14 protein-coding genes are annotated in these 17,091 nt (G+C 40.1%); 10 read left to right on the top strand and 4 right to left on the bottom strand.

The genetic code is table 11. The annotated features are described in order from the left end of the window. The first annotated feature begins 123 nt into the window (after window positions 1-123). Together H6G74_RS01675 and H6G74_RS01670 are read left to right on the top strand one after the other, a co-directional pair. A complete protein-coding gene (locus H6G74_RS01675) occupies window positions 124-1,743 on the top strand; it encodes an ArnT family glycosyltransferase (RefSeq protein WP_190966106.1) in 1,620 nt (539 codons plus the stop codon). A gap of 192 nt (window positions 1,744-1,935) precedes the next feature. Beyond that, window positions 1,936-2,571 carry a restriction endonuclease subunit R gene (locus H6G74_RS01670; RefSeq protein WP_190965997.1) on the top strand — a complete coding sequence of 212 codons (636 nt, stop codon included), beginning with the start codon at window positions 1,936-1,938 and terminating at the stop codon, window positions 2,569-2,571. A 56-nt stretch (window positions 2,572-2,627) separates the two neighbouring features. Here H6G74_RS01670 and H6G74_RS01665 read toward each other — a convergent pair whose 3' ends face one another. Both H6G74_RS01665 and H6G74_RS01660 read right to left on the bottom strand, forming a co-directional pair. Next, window positions 2,628-4,166, bottom strand: a complete 1,539-nt coding sequence (locus H6G74_RS01665) for a TRAP transporter substrate-binding protein (protein WP_190965996.1) — start codon at window positions 4,164-4,166, stop codon at window positions 2,628-2,630. 81 nt (window positions 4,167-4,247) lie between these two features. Then, window positions 4,248-5,759 carry a phytoene desaturase family protein gene (locus H6G74_RS01660; protein WP_190965995.1) on the bottom strand — a complete coding sequence of 504 codons (1,512 nt, stop codon included), beginning with the start codon at window positions 5,757-5,759 and terminating at the stop codon, window positions 4,248-4,250. Window positions 5,760-5,843: 84 nt separating this feature from the next. On the opposite strand from H6G74_RS01660, the gene H6G74_RS01655 reads away from it, so the two are divergent. The 3 genes from H6G74_RS01655 to H6G74_RS01645 all read left to right on the top strand — a co-directional run bounded on the left by H6G74_RS01655 (window position 5,844) and on the right by H6G74_RS01645 (window position 8,925). Beyond that, the gene (locus H6G74_RS01655; RefSeq protein WP_190965994.1) at window positions 5,844-6,626 is read left to right on the top strand and encodes an ABC transporter ATP-binding protein; all 783 of its coding nucleotides are present in this window, start codon (window positions 5,844-5,846) and stop codon (window positions 6,624-6,626) included. A 16-nt stretch (window positions 6,627-6,642) separates the two neighbouring features. Then, window positions 6,643-8,079, top strand: coding sequence for an MlaD family protein (locus tag H6G74_RS01650; RefSeq protein ID WP_190965993.1), 1,437 nt, complete (start codon window positions 6,643-6,645; stop codon window positions 8,077-8,079). Window positions 8,080-8,493: 414 nt separating this feature from the next. Beyond that, window positions 8,494-8,925 (top strand): hypothetical protein, encoded by a 432-nt coding sequence (locus H6G74_RS01645; RefSeq protein ID WP_190965992.1) that lies wholly within the window; start codon window positions 8,494-8,496, stop codon window positions 8,923-8,925. A 310-nt stretch (window positions 8,926-9,235) separates the two neighbouring features. Here the strand turns inward: H6G74_RS01645 and H6G74_RS01640 are convergent, their stop codons facing one another. Beyond that, window positions 9,236-10,435, bottom strand: a complete 1,200-nt coding sequence (locus H6G74_RS01640) for an acyl-CoA dehydrogenase family protein (protein WP_190965991.1) — start codon at window positions 10,433-10,435, stop codon at window positions 9,236-9,238. 62 nt (window positions 10,436-10,497) lie between these two features. On the opposite strand from H6G74_RS01640, the gene H6G74_RS01635 reads away from it, so the two are divergent. Together H6G74_RS01635 and H6G74_RS01630 are read left to right on the top strand one after the other, a co-directional pair. Further along, window positions 10,498-10,719 (top strand): addiction module protein, encoded by a 222-nt coding sequence (locus H6G74_RS01635; protein WP_190965990.1) that lies wholly within the window; start codon window positions 10,498-10,500, stop codon window positions 10,717-10,719. Next, window positions 10,716-11,015 (top strand): type II toxin-antitoxin system RelE/ParE family toxin, encoded by a 300-nt coding sequence (locus tag H6G74_RS01630; protein WP_190966105.1) that lies wholly within the window; start codon window positions 10,716-10,718, stop codon window positions 11,013-11,015. The genes H6G74_RS01635 and H6G74_RS01630 overlap by 4 nt, the downstream gene beginning before the upstream one ends. 23 nt (window positions 11,016-11,038) lie before the next feature. Here the strand turns inward: H6G74_RS01630 and glsA are convergent, their stop codons facing one another. Next, the gene (gene glsA / locus H6G74_RS01625) at window positions 11,039-12,031 is read right to left on the bottom strand and encodes a glutaminase A (RefSeq protein ID WP_190965989.1); all 993 of its coding nucleotides are present in this window, start codon (window positions 12,029-12,031) and stop codon (window positions 11,039-11,041) included. 816 nt (window positions 12,032-12,847) lie between these two features. Here glsA and H6G74_RS01620 point away from each other — a divergent pair. From H6G74_RS01620 to H6G74_RS01610, 3 genes are all read left to right on the top strand, one after another. Further along, window positions 12,848-13,957 carry a septal ring lytic transglycosylase RlpA family protein gene (locus H6G74_RS01620; RefSeq protein WP_190965988.1) on the top strand — a complete coding sequence of 370 codons (1,110 nt, stop codon included), beginning with the start codon at window positions 12,848-12,850 and terminating at the stop codon, window positions 13,955-13,957. Between the two features lie 284 nt (window positions 13,958-14,241). Then, window positions 14,242-15,846 carry a bifunctional pantoate--beta-alanine ligase/(d)CMP kinase gene (locus H6G74_RS01615; protein WP_190965987.1) on the top strand — a complete coding sequence of 535 codons (1,605 nt, stop codon included), beginning with the start codon at window positions 14,242-14,244 and terminating at the stop codon, window positions 15,844-15,846. A gap of 589 nt (window positions 15,847-16,435) precedes the next feature. Next, a complete protein-coding gene (locus tag H6G74_RS01610) occupies window positions 16,436-17,038 on the top strand; it encodes a superoxide dismutase [Fe] (RefSeq protein WP_190965986.1) in 603 nt (200 codons plus the stop codon). The last annotated feature ends 53 nt before the right edge of the window (window positions 17,039-17,091 follow it).

Raw genomic sequence — 17,091 nt, 5'->3', positions numbered from 1 at the left:
GCTTGGTTGGCAAGAATTTTTCTGGATTTAACCAAGCCATTACTTAAAAATACTCCACTTATCAAGCTAGACTGGCATAAATACCTTTCTTGCCTAGCCACTAGCCTCTATTTTCCAGAATTAATGTTGTATAAGTTACTTCGGTTGCAGTCTATTTGGCGGCAAATTCGCCTATCAGACGCATTTCCTTATCTCAGCTTGTTAATTTGGCTACTGCCTTTATTATTATTTACCTCTGGGCAGAATAGTTTGATGGCACATGATGAGGGGCTGTATGCTTGGCGGGCGCGTCGGATGTTTGATTCTGGCGATTGGATAGCACCTTGGGGTACTGTGCATCATAAAACTCCTGGTTTTTATTGGATGATTGCCAGTGCGTATACAATATTTGGAATGAGTGAAGTTAGTGCCAGAATTCCCAGTGCGATCGCTGGAATTTTGTGCTTATTTCTCATATATAAAATCGGCACAATTATTTTAAATCAAAAATTAGCTTGGTTAGCTGCTGCTATTTTGAGCGTAGAATTTTTGTGGTTGCAATATTGCCGTTTAGGCGCACCTGATGTGCCGATGATTTTTTTAGTTTTATTAGCTATTTTTTCATTACTTAAAGCTGAATTACAACCAAAATATTCTGCTATTTGGCAATTTGTGGCAGGCTTCTGTTTAGGTTTAGGCTTTTTAGTCAGAAGTTTTATGATTTTTTTGCCAGCAATGGCATTATTACCTTATCTGATTGGTGAACATCGTCGTCATCGCCATCTTGCCAGCCCAGTTTTATATTTAGGGTTAATACTAGGTTTTATCCCTACTTTCCTCTGGCTGTGGTTGAGTTGGCAGCGTTATGGTAGTAATAGTTTAAATGCTATATTACAGTTTGTTGTTCAACTAGGTTCTGAAGAAAGAGCCGGAAATAACATCATATTTTACTTTTGGAATGTGCCTTTAAAAGCATTTCCTTGGTTTTTTTTCAGTGTTTTAGGTTTAGTTGTCGCCTGCCGTCGTCCACTTCCTAATTATCATTTATTGTTAGTTGGTTTTCCGATAGTTTTATTTACCGAACTTAGTATTTTCTCAACGCGATTATCTCACTATAGTCTTGGCCTTTATCCTTTCATTGCCTTCTTAGCCGCATTAGGTTTAGATTGGTTGGGTAAAATTTACGAAAAAACACAACCCTATAAGAATCTTCCTCGTAATTTAAGTTATGGCTTTGGTGGATTAGGTATTTTACTTTTATTAGCAGGCATATATCTTTTAATTTGGGGTAATGTAGAGATTCGCCAGTATGCACCACTGGGCTTATTTGTCGGATTGAGTTGGCTAATTTTACCAGGCGTGTGGATTGGCCGTCACCACTACAATTACCAGTTTTTTACCGCAAATTATTGGTTAGCTGGGTGGTTGATTCCCTGTTGGTTAGCCTTAGCGATTGCTGGTAGTTTGGGATTAATTGGTGATTATAATCCAGCCTTTAGAAAATTTTTCCATGATCCTGCGATCGCATCTATTCTCCAAACTCAGCCCATTTACTTTGTCAAACTTGATGGCAAAAATACTGTACTCTTAAATTTCTACACCCCAATTCACGCAAAGACTGTAGATACGATTTTCCAATTACCAGCTTCTAGCTACGCTTGGATATATTTAAAAAACTCTCCTGATTTATCTCGTCCTCATCGCGTTGTTGGTACAGTACAGGATTATCAGTTAATTCAGGTGAAAGAGATAGATTACAGGTGAAGAGAGAGATTTTTATAAATCATTTAAGATTGCTATAGCATTCCTCAATATAATTTAGATACAGCTTGTTTCGAGTAAATGAGGTATAAACATAAAACCCAACGTTGTTTAGAGAAGTTACATGTAACGTCTCTACAGTATTTCATGAATATGCAAACTGCTATAATTACTACTAATACCTAATATCCATCTATGACATTACTTAATGCTCGTAATTTATCTTTAGAAGAAGTTCATCGGCTGTTTGGCTTTGAAGAACAGTATAATGTCACATTTTCTAGTTTATTAAAGCTAGAACCACTGACTGAAGTAGAACAGCAAGAACTTTTTGAAATCAGAGATGATTTTCGCCGATATCTAAATACAGGCAAAGTTTCAGAAGGACAGGTGAAATTTCTAGCAGTCGCACCTTTACTGAGGTTGGCTGGCTTTTATCGCTATCCAATTGAAATTCTGTTAGAAGAAAACATAGCTGATATTGAAATAGAAGATGAAGATAAAATAATTAAAGGTAGATTTGATATTTTAGCGATTAGTAAAGCTAAATATACAAAACCTCAAGCATATTTCTGGCTGTTATTAGTTGAATCTAAAAATAGTCAAGTTGATATATTTACTGGATTACCTCAATTATTAACTTATGCTTATAAAGGTTTAGATAATCAGGAATCAGCTTGGGGTTTAACTACTAATGGTAGGAGTTATCAATTTGTTTATCTAGAACAAGGAAACCCACCAGTTTATCAACTGCTACCGTTGTTAAATTTTATGGAATCTATGCGGGCAATGGAATTGTTACAGGTTCTGAAAGCAATTTGTCAGTTATAAAATTAAATTTAACTAAAACTATAAGATTTGTAATTCTAGAAAATATCAGCAACCAACTAAATTTTATTAAGATTTGACCAATCTCTGATTTTGATTTTGAAACTACTCCATTCATCATAAATATCTTTAAATGTTGCGTTTGAAGAGTAAAGTGTTAATAGTTCATCTGTTTTCTTCTGAGCTACTTGCAGAATTTCATTGCTAAAACGAACTAACCTAATTTTTCCTATTTTTTCTAATCGGCGTAGTTCTTGGAGTTTTTCACTATTTTTAGTATCATATTCAGCTAATATTTTTGTGTATGTTTCCAAACAAGCCGTTTGGAATATTCGTTGATATTCTTTAGGTAGTTTTTCCCAGGCATTTCTATTAACTAGAATATCAAATGTTGTACTTGGTTCCCACCAACCTGGATAGTAATAGTATTTTGCTACGTTGTGTAATCCTAGCTGAAAATCATCATAGGGGCCAACCCACTCAGCAGCATTAATGTTGTCTTGCTTGAGTTCATCTGCTATTTGCTCTATGGGAATTGCACCGCCTGGTAATTCTCTATCTAAAGTAACCTCAAAATATTTTTGCATAACTTCTCCTCCTAAACCAGGAATACGCATTTTTATTCCCTTAAAATCTGCTACTGTGTTAACTTCTCTATTAAACCATCCACCCATTTGTCCACCAGTAGCCGCCGCAGGAAAAGGAATAACATTTAAGTTCAATTTGGTAGAATAAATTTGTTGTATGAAAGTTAAAGCATCATCAGGATTTTTTTTGTAGAGCAGCCAAGCAGTTTGTTCTTGTGGAGTTAAGCCAAAAGGAATTGCACAACCAAAAAATAAAACTTTATATCTCTCATCGTTGTAATAAATTCCACTATAACCACATTGAATATTTCCATTACTTACATTTTTTAATATGTCTTGAGTGTCTATTTTTTGATTATCAGTTTTATCTATTTCAATATTAAAGCCCCCTTGTGTCATTTCTCGAACACGATCGCAAATCATTTGTGGAGCTTTATAAAGAATAAACTTTTGAGCATTTTCCTTCAAAAAACTCACCATTTTCCAGTTTATCGGCGACAAATTTACATTCTGACCGACAAGCCAACCAGTAGTTAGTCCTACTGATGTACCAACAGCTGTTGAAATAAAATTTCTACGGCTGGGAGATAAAGGAATTGGTAAAAGTATTTTTTGGCGCTGTGATTGTTTAATATCTGGTGGTTTATGCCCTGTACTAATTATCACTACCAGTCCTTTAAATTTACCAGCAGCTGCCTCTATCTCTGGAATAGAACTATGATCTGGTTGTTTGCTTGCAGTTATTTTCAGTAGGCGAGAAATTTCATTTGCTTTATCTTGACCTATCTCATCAACAATAATATTCGGCAGTTCATCTGCATAAACTTTTAATTCTTCCCACTTATCATGAGGAATTTGACCATCTTTTAGTTGCTTGGCAGTATCACGCAGACACTGTTCAATATTACGAAAGTAATTTTCTATATTTTGGCGTTTTTTATCTTCGGCTTGGTTCAACCGGTCGCTAAATTCAAACAGCTTCGATGCAACTTCAATTAATTCCCCTAGCATTTTTACTTTAAGTATAATTAGTTTTAAGTATTTTTATGTAAGTATATACAGTTATAGCAGGTTTCTCAACACAGCATTTATCTAATCAATGTCTAAACTTGTTAATAACTCTGCTGTTTGCGATCGCTCCACCAAACTATTTGCACATAAAATACCAGAAGCGGCAACTGCTGGCACACCAATTCCGGGCATAGTGCTATCACCGACACGATATAAACCAGAAATTGGCGTGTGTGTACTGGGAAACATCCCTTTACCCGCAGCGATCGCCGGGCCATAGGTTCCCTGATATCTTCGTAAATAATGGGTATGAGTTAATGGTGTCCCGACAAGTTCCAACACTACACGTTCTCGAATATCGGGGATAATTCGCTCTAAGGCGCGGTATAAAGTTTGGGCTTTCTCTTGTTTCTTGGCTTCATAACCCTGATTTCGTTCCCAGCCAGCAAAGGGTTCTAGGGTGTAAGCATGAACTACATGATGTTTCTCTGGTGCGAGGGTTGCATCCCACACGCTAGGAATAGAAATCATGCAAGTATTACCAGGGGTGGTGATATCTTGGTCAGAGTCATGAACTACAACGTGATGTCCTGTTAAATTTTCTAGTCCTTCGCCACGAATACCCAAATGTAAATGGATGAAACTATCAACGGCTGGTGTATTCAAGGCAGTTTGGCGATAAGCTGTGGGTAAATCTTCAGGACGCAATAGTTGATTGTAAGTATCCCAAATTGTGGCGTTGGAAATCACAATCGGTGCTGACAGAATTTCGCCATTTTTTAGCCGTACACCCACAGCTTTCTCCGACTCCACGAGAATTTGCTCAACGTGACAGCCTAAGCGTAACTTACCACCCCAGCGTTCTAACCCACGCACCAAAGCATTGACAATTGCGGCGCTTCCCCCAACTGGGTACTCTACGCCACGCCCCCGTTCACCCAACATAAAAGCGACTTCTGGGGCAATTGTGCCATGTGCCTTTAAACCAGAAAGTAGAAAACATTCTACATCGATGAGTCTGCGTACCCAAGGGTCTTTGACAGTGGCATCCATCACCGTGCCGGCTGAAGACTGCACCAAAGGCAAGTACGGTAACATTTTACCCAGCGATCGCACATAATTCAGTAACACAAAAATTACCTGCCAATCAGCCCGTAAAGCTAAAGTAGGTATATCTTTCATCCCCTCATACAAGCCTAACAAGCGGGTGGCAAAATTCTGCAACTCTGCTGCACCTTGGGGTGTAATTGTTTGTAACTCCTGATACAATTTTTGAAAATTGCTGTAAATTGCAATACTCGCTTCAGGAAAATGGTAGTGTCCTAAAGGATCATAGGGTATAACTTGAAGGGATTCCCCTAGAACATCCAGAACTTGTTTTACTGGGTTCAAACTATGGGTTCCTGAGAGTCCACAATAAAAAGAGGGGCCAGAATCAAATTCAAATCCTCGTCGTTTAAAGCTATGGGCTGCACCACCGGCAATTGTATGGCTTTCACAGACAATTACCCGCTTGCCATACCGCGCAAGTAACGCCGCAGCAGATAACCCACCAATACCGCTACCGATGACTATGACATCGTTGTTCGTCATTTGTCCTTTATCCTTTGTCCTTTGTATAAATCTTAATGACAAATGACCAATGACCAATGACCCTTGACTAATGACTTTTGAGTAATGACTGAACCACTAATTGAACTGAAAGGCGTGTCTAAGTCCTTTGGTAAAAATAAGGTTTTAGATAATGTGGACTTGACAATTTACCGAGGCGAAGCACTGGGAATTATCGGCCCCTCCGGGACTGGAAAATCAACAATTTTGCGAGTCATAGCCGGACTAACAAACCCGGATGAGGGGGAAATTTATGTCCAAGGAGTCCGGCGCGAAGGGTTGATAGAAGATGGTGCTGACCCCATTGGTATTGGGATGGTATTTCAGCAAGCAGCGTTATTTGATTCTTTGAATGTAGATGAGAATGTCGGATTTTTACTGTATCAAAATTCCAAGTTACCGCGATCGCAAATTCAAGAACTAGTCAAAGAAAAATTAGACATGGTAGGTTTACCAGGAATAGGTCATCTCTACCCTTCGGAACTTTCTGGTGGGATGCGGAAACGAGTCAGTTTTGCCCGTGCAATTATGTCCAACCCCGAAAACCCCAAAGAAGGGCCAGAAGTTTTACTTTACGATGAACCCACAGCCGGACTAGACCCCATTGCTTCGACAGTCATTGAAGACTTGATTCGTGATTTACAAAGTATGCACGGAGTTTGCAGTACTTATGCCATTGTTACCCACCAAGATAGTACGATTCGCCGGACAGCTGATAGACTAGTGTTTCTCTACCAAGGTAGAGTGCAGTGGCAAGGTAAAGTGAGCGAGATGGATAGCACCGAACACCCATTAATTAGACAATTTATGAGTGGGAGTGTGCAAGGGCCGATACAAGTTGTTGGTTAGGTGGTTGGAGGAACAAATGCGAGAATTTATCACAAACCGTTTCACATCTAGACGAACGCTAAGAGAAGGTTCAGTCGGGTTATTGCTCTTGCTGGGGCTGGGTTCCTTTGGGGCGATCGTTCTGTGGTTGAATGGAGTGAGTGCCGGACGCAGCTCGTATAAGTTCATCGTCGAATTTGCCAACGCCGGCGGAATGCAAAAAGGTGCATCAGTCCGTTATCGTGGCGTAAAGGTAGGCAAAATTTCCGACATCCGCCCCAAACCCAATGCAATTGATGTAGAAATAGAAATTGCTCCCGCCGATTTAATCATTCCCAGTGATGTCAAAATAGATGCTAACCAAAGTGGCTTGATTAGCGAAAGTATTGTCGATATTACACCTAGAACATCGTTGGCTGCGAATGTCAAAGCCAAACCTCTAGAGAAAGGCTGTGACCAAAGTTTGATTGTTTGTAATGGTTCTCGCTTAAAAGGTCAAATTGGTATTAGTGTTGATGACCTAATTCGCAGTAGCACTGAGTTAGCAACTTTGTACAACGATCCAAAATTCTATCAAAGAGTTAACCGACTTTTAGAAAGTTCCGCCGCCGCCGCCACCAGTGTCGCCGCCCTCAGTCAAGATGCTAGGGGTTTAACAAAAGGCTTCCAAGGACAACTAAATACATTTAGTGCAACAGCGAATTCTGTACAACGCGCCACAACTGAACTAACTGCATCAACTACAAAAACAGCTAATCAATTAAGCGTAACTGCTAGTCAGTTTGGTGCCACAGCTAAGGAATTTGGCTTAACAGCTAATAAAGCCAATCGATTGCTGACTAACTTGGATGATTTAGTCACTACGAATCGTTCATCTTTAGTCGGTGCTTTGAATAATATTACCGAAACTAGCAATCAATTACGCGCTACAGTTGCTAGTTTATCACCATCATTAAATCGTCTAACCCAAGGCGAAGTAATTAAAAATTTAGAAACACTTTCAGCTAATGCTGCCCAAGCTTCTGCCAATTTACGAGATGCCACAAAAACTTTAAATGACCCCAAGAATGTCTTATTACTACAACAAACATTAGATTCAGCCAGAGTCACTTTTGAAAATACCCAAAAAATCACCTCTGATTTAGATGAACTAACAGGTGATCCCAAATTTAGAGACAATCTACGGCAATTGGTTAATGGTTTGAGTGGTTTAGTTTCTTCTACACAAGAAATGCAGCAACAAATTCAGTTTGCGACAACTTTAGATGCAATGAAACTAGCAGCAATTAAACAAAATGTAGTATTTCCGACAGCCGTGGTATCTGAAAAAAATAACGTAATTAATACCACAACTCCTGTTATCAAAACTCTAGAAAAAGAACCTCAAACTACCAATTCAGAAACTCAGAAATCATCCCAAGAAAAGTTATTACAGCAGCTACGAGAACATAGTAAACAACAAGAACCAAAATAGGACATTCAGGTAATATAGCCTTTCCTAGTCTGCTGAGGTACAAATTTATCTGCGTCCATCTGCGTAGCCTGCGGCAAGCCGCTTGCGCGTCTACATCTGCGGTTAATTATTCTTGCTTGTACCTCACTAGCCTCTAGTCTCTAGCCTCTTTTCTCTATCTACTTGTACTGCACTCAACCGAGAAACGCTATATAAATAATTGTGTCTACCTACTTACAACGTCTCTACTGCAACTTGATATAAATCTAGAAATTGTCAACCCCTCAACTGCTATACATCTCAAGATATAGAAACAATATAATTTTTTGATTTAAATCTATTCTCAAGATAGTAGATATACTTGCTGCAACATTCTAATCTAGTTCTCGAAGCTATGAAACAACATACTTTTCTTTAAATTCGAGGACATAAATTATGGCTAATGAAAAATTTAAAAAAGCAGTAGATTCATCCGAAAGAGCAGAAGTAGATACTTATGATAGAGGCATTGTACCTGCTGAAACTGCTGCCCGGAAAGAAAGAGAGGGAGATTTATATAAAACATTACCTACAGAAGAAAGAGAAGCAGCAGCCCCTACTGATGACCAAACCGATGCAGAAAGTATCCACACCACAGACGGTTACACAGTGGATAAAGAAGGTTTATTAAATAACTATGCAATTGAACCAGAAATGTATTACGAAGTTCCTGGTGATGCACGTCAAGAAGTTGCAGAAGATAGCGCACAACGCCTAGAGGAACTTCAAGAAGTTAAAGAAGATAAGGAAGAAGAAGTTAAAGAAGATAAGGAAGGCGAGTTAACTGAAGAAGGTGACAGACGTGGTAGAGGTCAAGGAATAATTTAGTACCCAGCCCCAACGAATGGAATTCGCGGCTATAAAAACAAAGTCCGCCTACGCGGACTCACTCAATATACAAGGATGTTTTAGCGACAGCGTAACGCATCTACGCAAAGTTTTCAGTGCGTTACGGCTTACTCTAAATCCTTGGCGCTCTTGGCGGTACCCTGCGGGAAGCCGCTTGCGTGTCTACGTTTCTTAAGATGCTGTGCATCTTCATACAGAATTAGTATCACTTGCCAACTGTTTGATAAAACTCCACCAATAACCTCTCTTAAACTTTTTAAGAAAGGTTTTATTTCATAGCACTTTTAACTCAGCACTCAGCACTTTTATTAAGTGCAGCTTTTCCTAAAAATTGACAAATCACATCATTTTGTGGTGTGTGAATACGACTGCATAAAACATCACGATAATGTCTTTCTAAAGGATTCTTTTTCATTAATCCAGGATTACCAATAAGTTCTAAACCAATTTCAACTGCACGAATTGAATTGGTTGTGCTGAGATATTTTACAGCTTGTGCTTGTAATTCTACATTAGGTTCAGACTCGCCTTTATCAACTGCTTGGGCTAAGTTGTAAATTAATTGGCGGTTAGCATACAGCAGTGCTTCGATTTCACCAACAGCTATTTGAAAACGTGACAAACTGGCGAGTGGTGTTCCCAAATTTGACGGAGTGCGATCGCCAAGATATTCTATTAACCAGTCTCGCGCAGCTGTGGCAACTCCTAAATACAACGCACTCAATGTCAAGCTATTCCACACTGCTGTCATTGGGTCTGGTGGTAATTTAATAGAGATAGGACGAATATCTAAAGCATATTCATGGGGAATTAGGACATTTTCTAAAATCAAATCATGGCTACCAGTCGCTCTCATTCCCAAATGATCCCAAGTTTCGACAATTCGCAACCCAGGTAAGTCACGAGGAACTAAAAAATTACCAACTTGGGGTTCATCTTCGGTTGTTTTTGCCCAAACCACAAAGTAGCTAAGAATTGGACTACCTGTGGTGTATTGTTTATGTCCAGTTAACAGCCAGCCTTGTGCTGTTTTTTGGGCGGTTGTTGCTGGTAAACCACCTCTGGCTGGTGTACCTAACTCTGGTTCTACACGGGCGGCGTTGATGAGGGCGGGGTTGGCGATCGCTTCCTGACAAACTTTGTTGTATACTTCAGGATGCCAGGAACGGTTACGATTAGCTTTAGCATGTTGTAAATAGTGCATATTCAACACTAAAGCCGTAGAAGCATCACCACGGGCTATCCCCTCAATAACCTGACAAATACTAGCCAGCCCTAAATCCTGTCCACCCAAATCACGGGGAATTGTTAAACCCAACAGTCCCGCTTCATGCAGCGCCGTAAAATTCTCAAAAGGAAATGAACCATCTTTATCATGTACTGCGGCGCGAGTCGCAAAATCTTGTGATAGGGTTTTAACTTGATCAAAAAGTGACAAAGAAGTTTCTAAGCTTTGATTTACAAAGGTTTCTAGTACTAGTTGCTTCATTTTAATGCCAGCCCAAAATTGACTTAAAATTACAGATAATAGTCAAAAAATCGCAAATAACTATGCACCCGATATTAAAAGTTGATATTTCTGAACTCAGCATATCTGAGCGAATACAGCTTGCAGAAGATTTATGGGACAGCATTCTGACTGATAGTAATGCAGTAACTCTGAGCGAGGAGCAAAAACAAGAATTGGATAGACGCTTAGAACTACATCAACAAAACCCAAACCGGGGTTCAAGTTGGGAGCAGGTTAAGCAGCGACTGGGTTTTGCTCAATAATGTATCAGTTAATAGTTAGCCCAGAAGCAGAGCTTGATATCCAAAATGGCTTTGAATGGTATGAGCAACGTAGTTCTGGATTAGGTTCTGAATTTGTCCGCGCTGTCGATAGCAGTTTCGCACTTATCGGACGTAACCCTTTAGCTTATCCGATAGTGTATCAGCAAGTGCGACGGCTGCTAATCCGGCGGTTTCCTTTTGGGGTGATGTACGTTGTAGAAGAAGATGTGATCACTATCATTGCTTGTTTTCACGTTAAACGTGATCCAACGCAATGGCAAGATAGAAAAAGTTGAATCTAGCTTTCCTTACCAACTTCCTACTCCCCACTCCCTATTTTTGAGCTTCCACCCCCGCAAGCAAACATGTGTAGACATAACTGCTGGGAAAGTTCTTTACACACTTCGACTCCCCGCACGCTGTTACCTCGCGCATCTAAGGGTGGCGAAAAAACTCCTATTCCCATTTGATTGGGTACAACTGCAAAAATTCCGCCACAAACGCCACTTTTAGCGGGAATACCGACTGTATACGCCCATTCCCCTGCAAAATTGTACATTCCACAGGTGTACATCACGCTGAGAATATCCTTTATATATTGATGGTCTACAGCTCGTTTACCTGTGATGGGGTTAATTCCTTTATTTGCCAATGTCGCCGCCATAACTGCTAAGTCGTGACAATTCACTATCACGGCGCATTGCTGAAAATAAAGGTCTAATGCTTCTTCGATATTTTGGTCAATCATGCCAAAGTTCAGCATGAGGTGAGCCATTGCGCGGTTGCGATGTCCGGTGCTGCGTTCGGATGTAAATACAGATATATCGACAAATACGTCGTGACCGGTGTAGCGGTGGAACATATCAAGGACGCGATTGAGGCGTTCGGTTGCACCAGTTCCTTTGATTAAGCTGGTGGTAGCGATCGCACCAGCATTTACCATTGGATTATATGGTCGCTTTGATTGCTCATCCAAAATAATGGAGTTGAATGCGTCTCCGGTTGGTTCTACGCCAACTCTGGTCAACACATAATCTCGCCCATGATCTTCTAGTGCTAGTCCGTAAGCAAAAACTTTCGACATGGACTGAATCGTAAATAGTTGTTGATAATCTCCAACTTCATACACTTGACCATCTACAGTCACAATACAAATGCTAAATAAATCCGGGTTTACTTTGGCTAATTCTGGAATGTAGTTTGCGACTGCACCTTCTTGCAAAGACTGGTACTTAGAATGCAAGTCTTGGAGAACGGACAACAATGATGATGAATTTATTTCTAAATCTCCTGAATTTGCTTGTTTTGCCATGAAGCTAATAGTTTATATAAGAAAATCATAAATGATCAATTAGTTCAATTTTGAGGTAATTTTTGCTACATTGTAAAACTCATGAATATACGTCCACTCGCGTTTTTTAATTTTCTCATTCTTATTTTTCTTTTAATTGTAAAAAATATTAGTTGTCAAAGCACCGAATTTTTTTGCTCCTGATTGCTAAAAATACTGGTTCTCTACATTACTTTTATTTCTCAATAAAGCAGTATATTTCCTTGTAATTATTCACTACATAAGTTTTTTTAAAACATTCATGTTGTCTGTCAATTAAAGGATATATTCTGCCCAAAAATATTGATTTAACTAGTTTATAGCTGATTCTAAAGATTATATGAATCTAGTCTAAATCAGTATTGACACTGGTTTTTTAACTTCAATATATTTAAAACTTATAGCTTATATTTTAAAAAAATATATGTTCTCTAACGTACAAATTTTTTGAGGAAACTAACAGGTAAATCGCACAAATTTCGCCAAAATCGAATCTGAGAAGATTGTAAAGTTTTAATAAGAAAAATGTTCGTAGCCGAAAAAAACGCTACACACCCAAAATCCGCATTTGAACAAGGTTTCACTGTTTTGATGAGCATTTAAATTTGAGAAATTGAGGTTTGATTACGCTAAAACCCTGATCCCCAAGTCCAAAAGTTCGTGTTAGTCTGTTGCAGTTATGAAAAACAAAGTGAAAGCGGAACGAGTTCGATTTTAAGGAAAACTTTTGCTGTTTATGGCAATAAATTCCGTTAATCAAAAAAACTACTGTTCTACAGTCGCTTGAAAATTGGACGCATGAACCAAAGACATTTGTGGACTATTGTCGCCTTGTTTGTGACTCTTACCGGGATACCCTCAATGGGTCGCACTCAAACTACAACTCAAACCACCAAGGAAATTCAACCAGTTTCCCGAAAATCACCAGCAGGTGATGTGGTTAAGGTAGGTGAGTACCAATCCCCTACAGAGCAACAAAACTCGGATGCTGTGATTACAAGCATTCATACTCACAGCATTGGGGGTCTTCAGGCGGCAACCCTGTACATCCGGAACATACCAGTACTCACTTTCGTGGGTTCCAAGCCAGTTGCGAGTAGTGAAACGAAACAAGGTGTTGTAGGAGAAAGACGGGGCGTGCAGTCGTACGCCCTTATTGCTGGAAACTCAACTAAAGTGGCAAGTACTGGCAATGTAGTAAGTTCCGGGAACCAAGTCGGCGCACTAGAAAATGACCCAGTTCAAAGAGCTAGTGCGATCGCAGCCAAAATCAACCAACTGATTCAAGACAACGTTGATGCCAAGGAAATCACAGTCAGTTGGAAAGATAGCAAGACTGCTAATCTCGCCCAAGATAAAAGCTCTACTGCACAGCAACAGTCTAGCGATCGCTATACAATCAAAATCAAAGACCAAGAATTGGTGGAAATCAACGAAAATACCCGCCTAGCAGACACCACCAAAAATCTTGCACAAGACGCATTACAAGCAACCAACCGCCTACGCAGACTAATTGGTAACGCCGATCCCATCGATAAAATCGCTAATTTACCATCGCGTTCACCATTGTCCATCCCATCTTTGCCACAACAAATTGCCGTTGCTAACGTCAGACTTACCTTTAGAGGCATGGCTTCCTTTTATGGCTATGATGGCTCAGGCAGTATGACAGCCAGTGGACAAAGATTTAATCCCGAAGCTATGACTGCTGCACACCGCACCTTACCTTTTGGGACAAAAGTTCGTGTCACCAATACCCGTAATGGTCGCTCTGTCATAGTACGTATTAACGACCGTGGCCCATACATCCGGGGTCGAGTCATTGACTTATCTACTGCTGCCGCCCGTACTATCGGCATGATTGGTAGTGGTGTAGCACCAGTGCATATAGAAGTACTGGGACGATAAGTTTGAGGTAATTTGTCAGGATGCCAGGATAGTTTCACACAATTTTGGATTTCTCAGTTCCCAATCCAAAATCTCAAATATCAAATCCAAAATTTATTGGCTGTTCGGCGTAGTGTTTTCCCTCAATGCGCTTGGCGCAAATTAATGACAAAGGCTCAATTTTAAAATCTCATCCTGCATCCTGCAAATTTACCTATATTTTTATATTCCCCTAGTTCTCGCATCTTTTCCCCAATTTCAGATATAAACTAACGGGGGAGGGTTAGAAGAACTAGGGGAATTTTGTGCGCCTGTTGACAACAGTCGCAGCTTTACGCTGCTATTTAAATAAACTTCGCTCAGACAGCCAACTAACAGTTTCAGAGGATCTGGTTGCAGATGAAATGAGCAGTTGGGATCAGACAGCAGTCGGTTTGGTACCGACAATGGGTGGCTTACATCAAGGCCATTTAAACTTAATTAAACGCGCCAGACAAGAAAACTCAACGGTGATTGTCAGTATTTTTGTCAATCCCTTGCAATTTGGCCCTAATGAAGATTATGCACGCTATCCACGCACATTAGAGCAAGACCAAAAATTATGTGAAAATGCGGGAGTTGACGCGATTTTTGCACCTACTCCGGACGTGATGGGAGTACCTGCGAAAAATATACAAGACTCTCTAATTACCCAAGTCATTCCCCCATCTGCTATGATATTAGGTTTGTGTGGCCGTTCTCGGCTGGGTCACTTTCAAGGTGTAGCAACGATTGTGACAAAGCTTTTGAACTTGGTACAGCCTGACCGCGCCTACTTTGGCCAAAAAGATGGTCAGCAACTAGCGATTATTAAACGACTAGTGGCTGATTTAAATTTGGCTGTAGAAATTGTTGCTTGTCCGACAGTCCGAGAAGCTTCTGGTTTAGCTTTTAGTTCACGCAATCAATATTTGAGTGCGGCTGAAAAAGAGCAAGCAGCGATTTTATATCGAGGCTTAAAAAAAGCTGAAGCTGCTTTTAAGTCTGGTGTGCGCCATAGCAGCCAACTAATAGCAGTGGTACAACAAGAAGTAGCTAGAGTGAGTACTGTTTTATTGGAATATATTGAATTGGTTGAACCGACTACGTTAATGTCATTAGAAACAATTGAGGAGGAAGGAATGCTGGCGATCGCAGCTCGTCTTGGTTCTACACGTTTGATTGATAATACCATTTTGCGCGATCGCCAACCCATCATCGCTATTGATGGGCCAGCCGGAGCCGGGAAATCTACTGTAGCACGCCAAGTCGCTGCGGAGCTAGGGTTAGTATACTTAGATACGGGGGCGATGTATCGGGCGATGACTTGGTTAGTGATTCAAAAAGGAATTGCCTTGGATGATGAATGCGCGATCGCCGAATTAGCTCATACTTGTAAAATTGAACTCACTCCCAGTCAAGATTTAAAATCCCCGGTGCGGGTTTGGATTGATGATGTTGATGTGACACAGCAAATTCGTACTGTTGAGGTCACATCTAAAGTATCAGCGATCGCAGCCCAAACTGCTGTACGTCAAGCTTTAGTTAACCAACAGCAAAACTGGGGTAAAAAAGGTGGTTTAGTCGCCGAAGGACGAGACATTGGTAGCCATGTCTTCCCCGATGCCGAAGTGAAAATCTTTTTAACCGCCTCAGTGAGTGAACGCGCCCGTCGTCGCCAGCAAGACTTTAAAAAACAAGGTCAACCCGAAGTAAGTTTAGAACAACTAGAACAGGACATAGCAGAACGCGACTGGAAAGATAGCACTCGCAAAGTTTCCCCCTTACAAAAAGCTGCGGATGCAGTCGAACTTCAAACCGATGGGATGAACATCTCTGAAGTTGCGGCCCAAATCATTAACTACTACCATCAAAAGTTATCTCAATGGTAATCATAGAGATGAGTATGTAGTTTTCCTTGCAGCCGAGTGGTGAGTAACTCATGACCCACCCACCACTTACATATCTGATTTTAATTAACTATATATAGTTTGACTTTAGCGTTGTAGATTACATTTTAAGAACTTTAAAAATTAATTCATCTAACTTAAGACTGAGTTGCCAAGTTTCTCATAACTACACCTTAAGGTAGAAGTATCTCAGGTTAAGAATTAACTAAATAGATGTGTGGGAAAATAGCTTCCACAATATTATAAACTCTGACTGTAAAAACCAAAGTTAATTGCCAAAGCATTACCTCTTTTCATTCCCCCCTAGTTCTGGGGGGAATATGTTTCTATGTTTAGAATACCTCAGCGTTTAAATATTAGTTGTTTTTATTTAAAGCTCTGATGGCATCGGCATTTGACTTATAGCAAAAGTCTTTTGTTGTAATTATCACTTTGGTAGTAGAATGACGATGTTAAGTTTTATGATTCTTGAGTTCAAGGACATCAAAACTCATAAACACAAAACCTGTAATTTTCTAAGCTTCCAGTAATAGCTTTAGGCCGGGAAACTGTAAAGAGAGGATTTCATAAAATGGCATTTACACAGCCCCCCTTACCCTTTGACTTTAATGCTCTAGAGCCTTATGGTATGAAAGCTGAAACTTTCGAGTACCATTATGGCAAGCATCACAAAGCTTATGTCGATAACCTCAACAAGCTCACCGAAGGTACCGAATTAGCTGATAAGTCCTTAGAAGAAGTAATCCAAATCTCCTTTAAAGATTCCTCTAAAGCAGGTATCTTCAACAATGCAGCGCAAGTTTGGAACCACACCTTCTTTTGGAACAGCTTAAAACCAGCAGGTGGCGGCGCACCCACTGGTGAAGTCGCAACCAGAATTGAAAAAGACTTTGGTAGCTTCGACAAATTCAAAGAAGAGTTCTCCAATGCTGCTGCTACTCAATTTGGTAGTGGTTGGGCCTGGTTAATTGATGATGGCGGTACTCTCAAGGTAATTAAAACACCTAACGCCGAGAACCCCCTAGCCCACGGCAAAAAAGCATTGCTCACCCTTGACGTTTGGGAACATGCTTATTACATCGACTTCCGCAATGCGCGTCCTGCATTCATTAAAAATTTCTTAGACCAATTGGTTAACTGGGACTTCGTTGCGGGAAATCTGGCTAAAGCATAATATCTATCTGGCAGGAGGTGATTGTACACTTCTGCTAGATGTCTAAAGTACAG

It is taken from the genome of Nostoc spongiaeforme FACHB-130 (genome assembly GCF_014698475.1).
In the GTDB taxonomy this organism is placed as follows: Bacteria; Cyanobacteriota; Cyanobacteriia; order Cyanobacteriales; family Nostocaceae; genus Nostoc_B; species Nostoc_B spongiaeforme.
Note: the sequence above shows the minus strand (reverse complement) of the source record. Positions and strands in the feature narration are given on the sequence as shown.

Coding starts and splice junctions, on each gene's coding strand:
- H6G74_RS01675 (WP_190966106.1), top strand. CDS start 124: ATGTTGTATAAGTTACTTCGGTTGCAGTCTATTTGGCGGCAAATTCGC.
- H6G74_RS01670 (WP_190965997.1), top strand. CDS start 1,936: ATGACATTACTTAATGCTCGTAATTTATCTTTAGAAGAAGTTCATCGG.
- H6G74_RS01665 (WP_190965996.1), bottom strand. CDS start 4,166: ATGCTAGGGGAATTAATTGAAGTTGCATCGAAGCTGTTTGAATTTAGC.
- H6G74_RS01660 (WP_190965995.1), bottom strand. CDS start 5,759: ATGACGAACAACGATGTCATAGTCATCGGTAGCGGTATTGGTGGGTTA.
- H6G74_RS01655 (WP_190965994.1), top strand. CDS start 5,844: ATGACTGAACCACTAATTGAACTGAAAGGCGTGTCTAAGTCCTTTGGT.
- H6G74_RS01650 (WP_190965993.1), top strand. CDS start 6,643: ATGCGAGAATTTATCACAAACCGTTTCACATCTAGACGAACGCTAAGA.
- H6G74_RS01645 (WP_190965992.1), top strand. CDS start 8,494: ATGGCTAATGAAAAATTTAAAAAAGCAGTAGATTCATCCGAAAGAGCA.
- H6G74_RS01640 (WP_190965991.1), bottom strand. CDS start 10,435: ATGAAGCAACTAGTACTAGAAACCTTTGTAAATCAAAGCTTAGAAACT.
- H6G74_RS01635 (WP_190965990.1), top strand. CDS start 10,498: ATGCACCCGATATTAAAAGTTGATATTTCTGAACTCAGCATATCTGAG.
- glsA (WP_190965989.1), bottom strand. CDS start 12,031: ATGGCAAAACAAGCAAATTCAGGAGATTTAGAAATAAATTCATCATCA.
- H6G74_RS01620 (WP_190965988.1), top strand. CDS start 12,848: ATGAACCAAAGACATTTGTGGACTATTGTCGCCTTGTTTGTGACTCTT.
- H6G74_RS01610 (WP_190965986.1), top strand. CDS start 16,436: ATGGCATTTACACAGCCCCCCTTACCCTTTGACTTTAATGCTCTAGAG.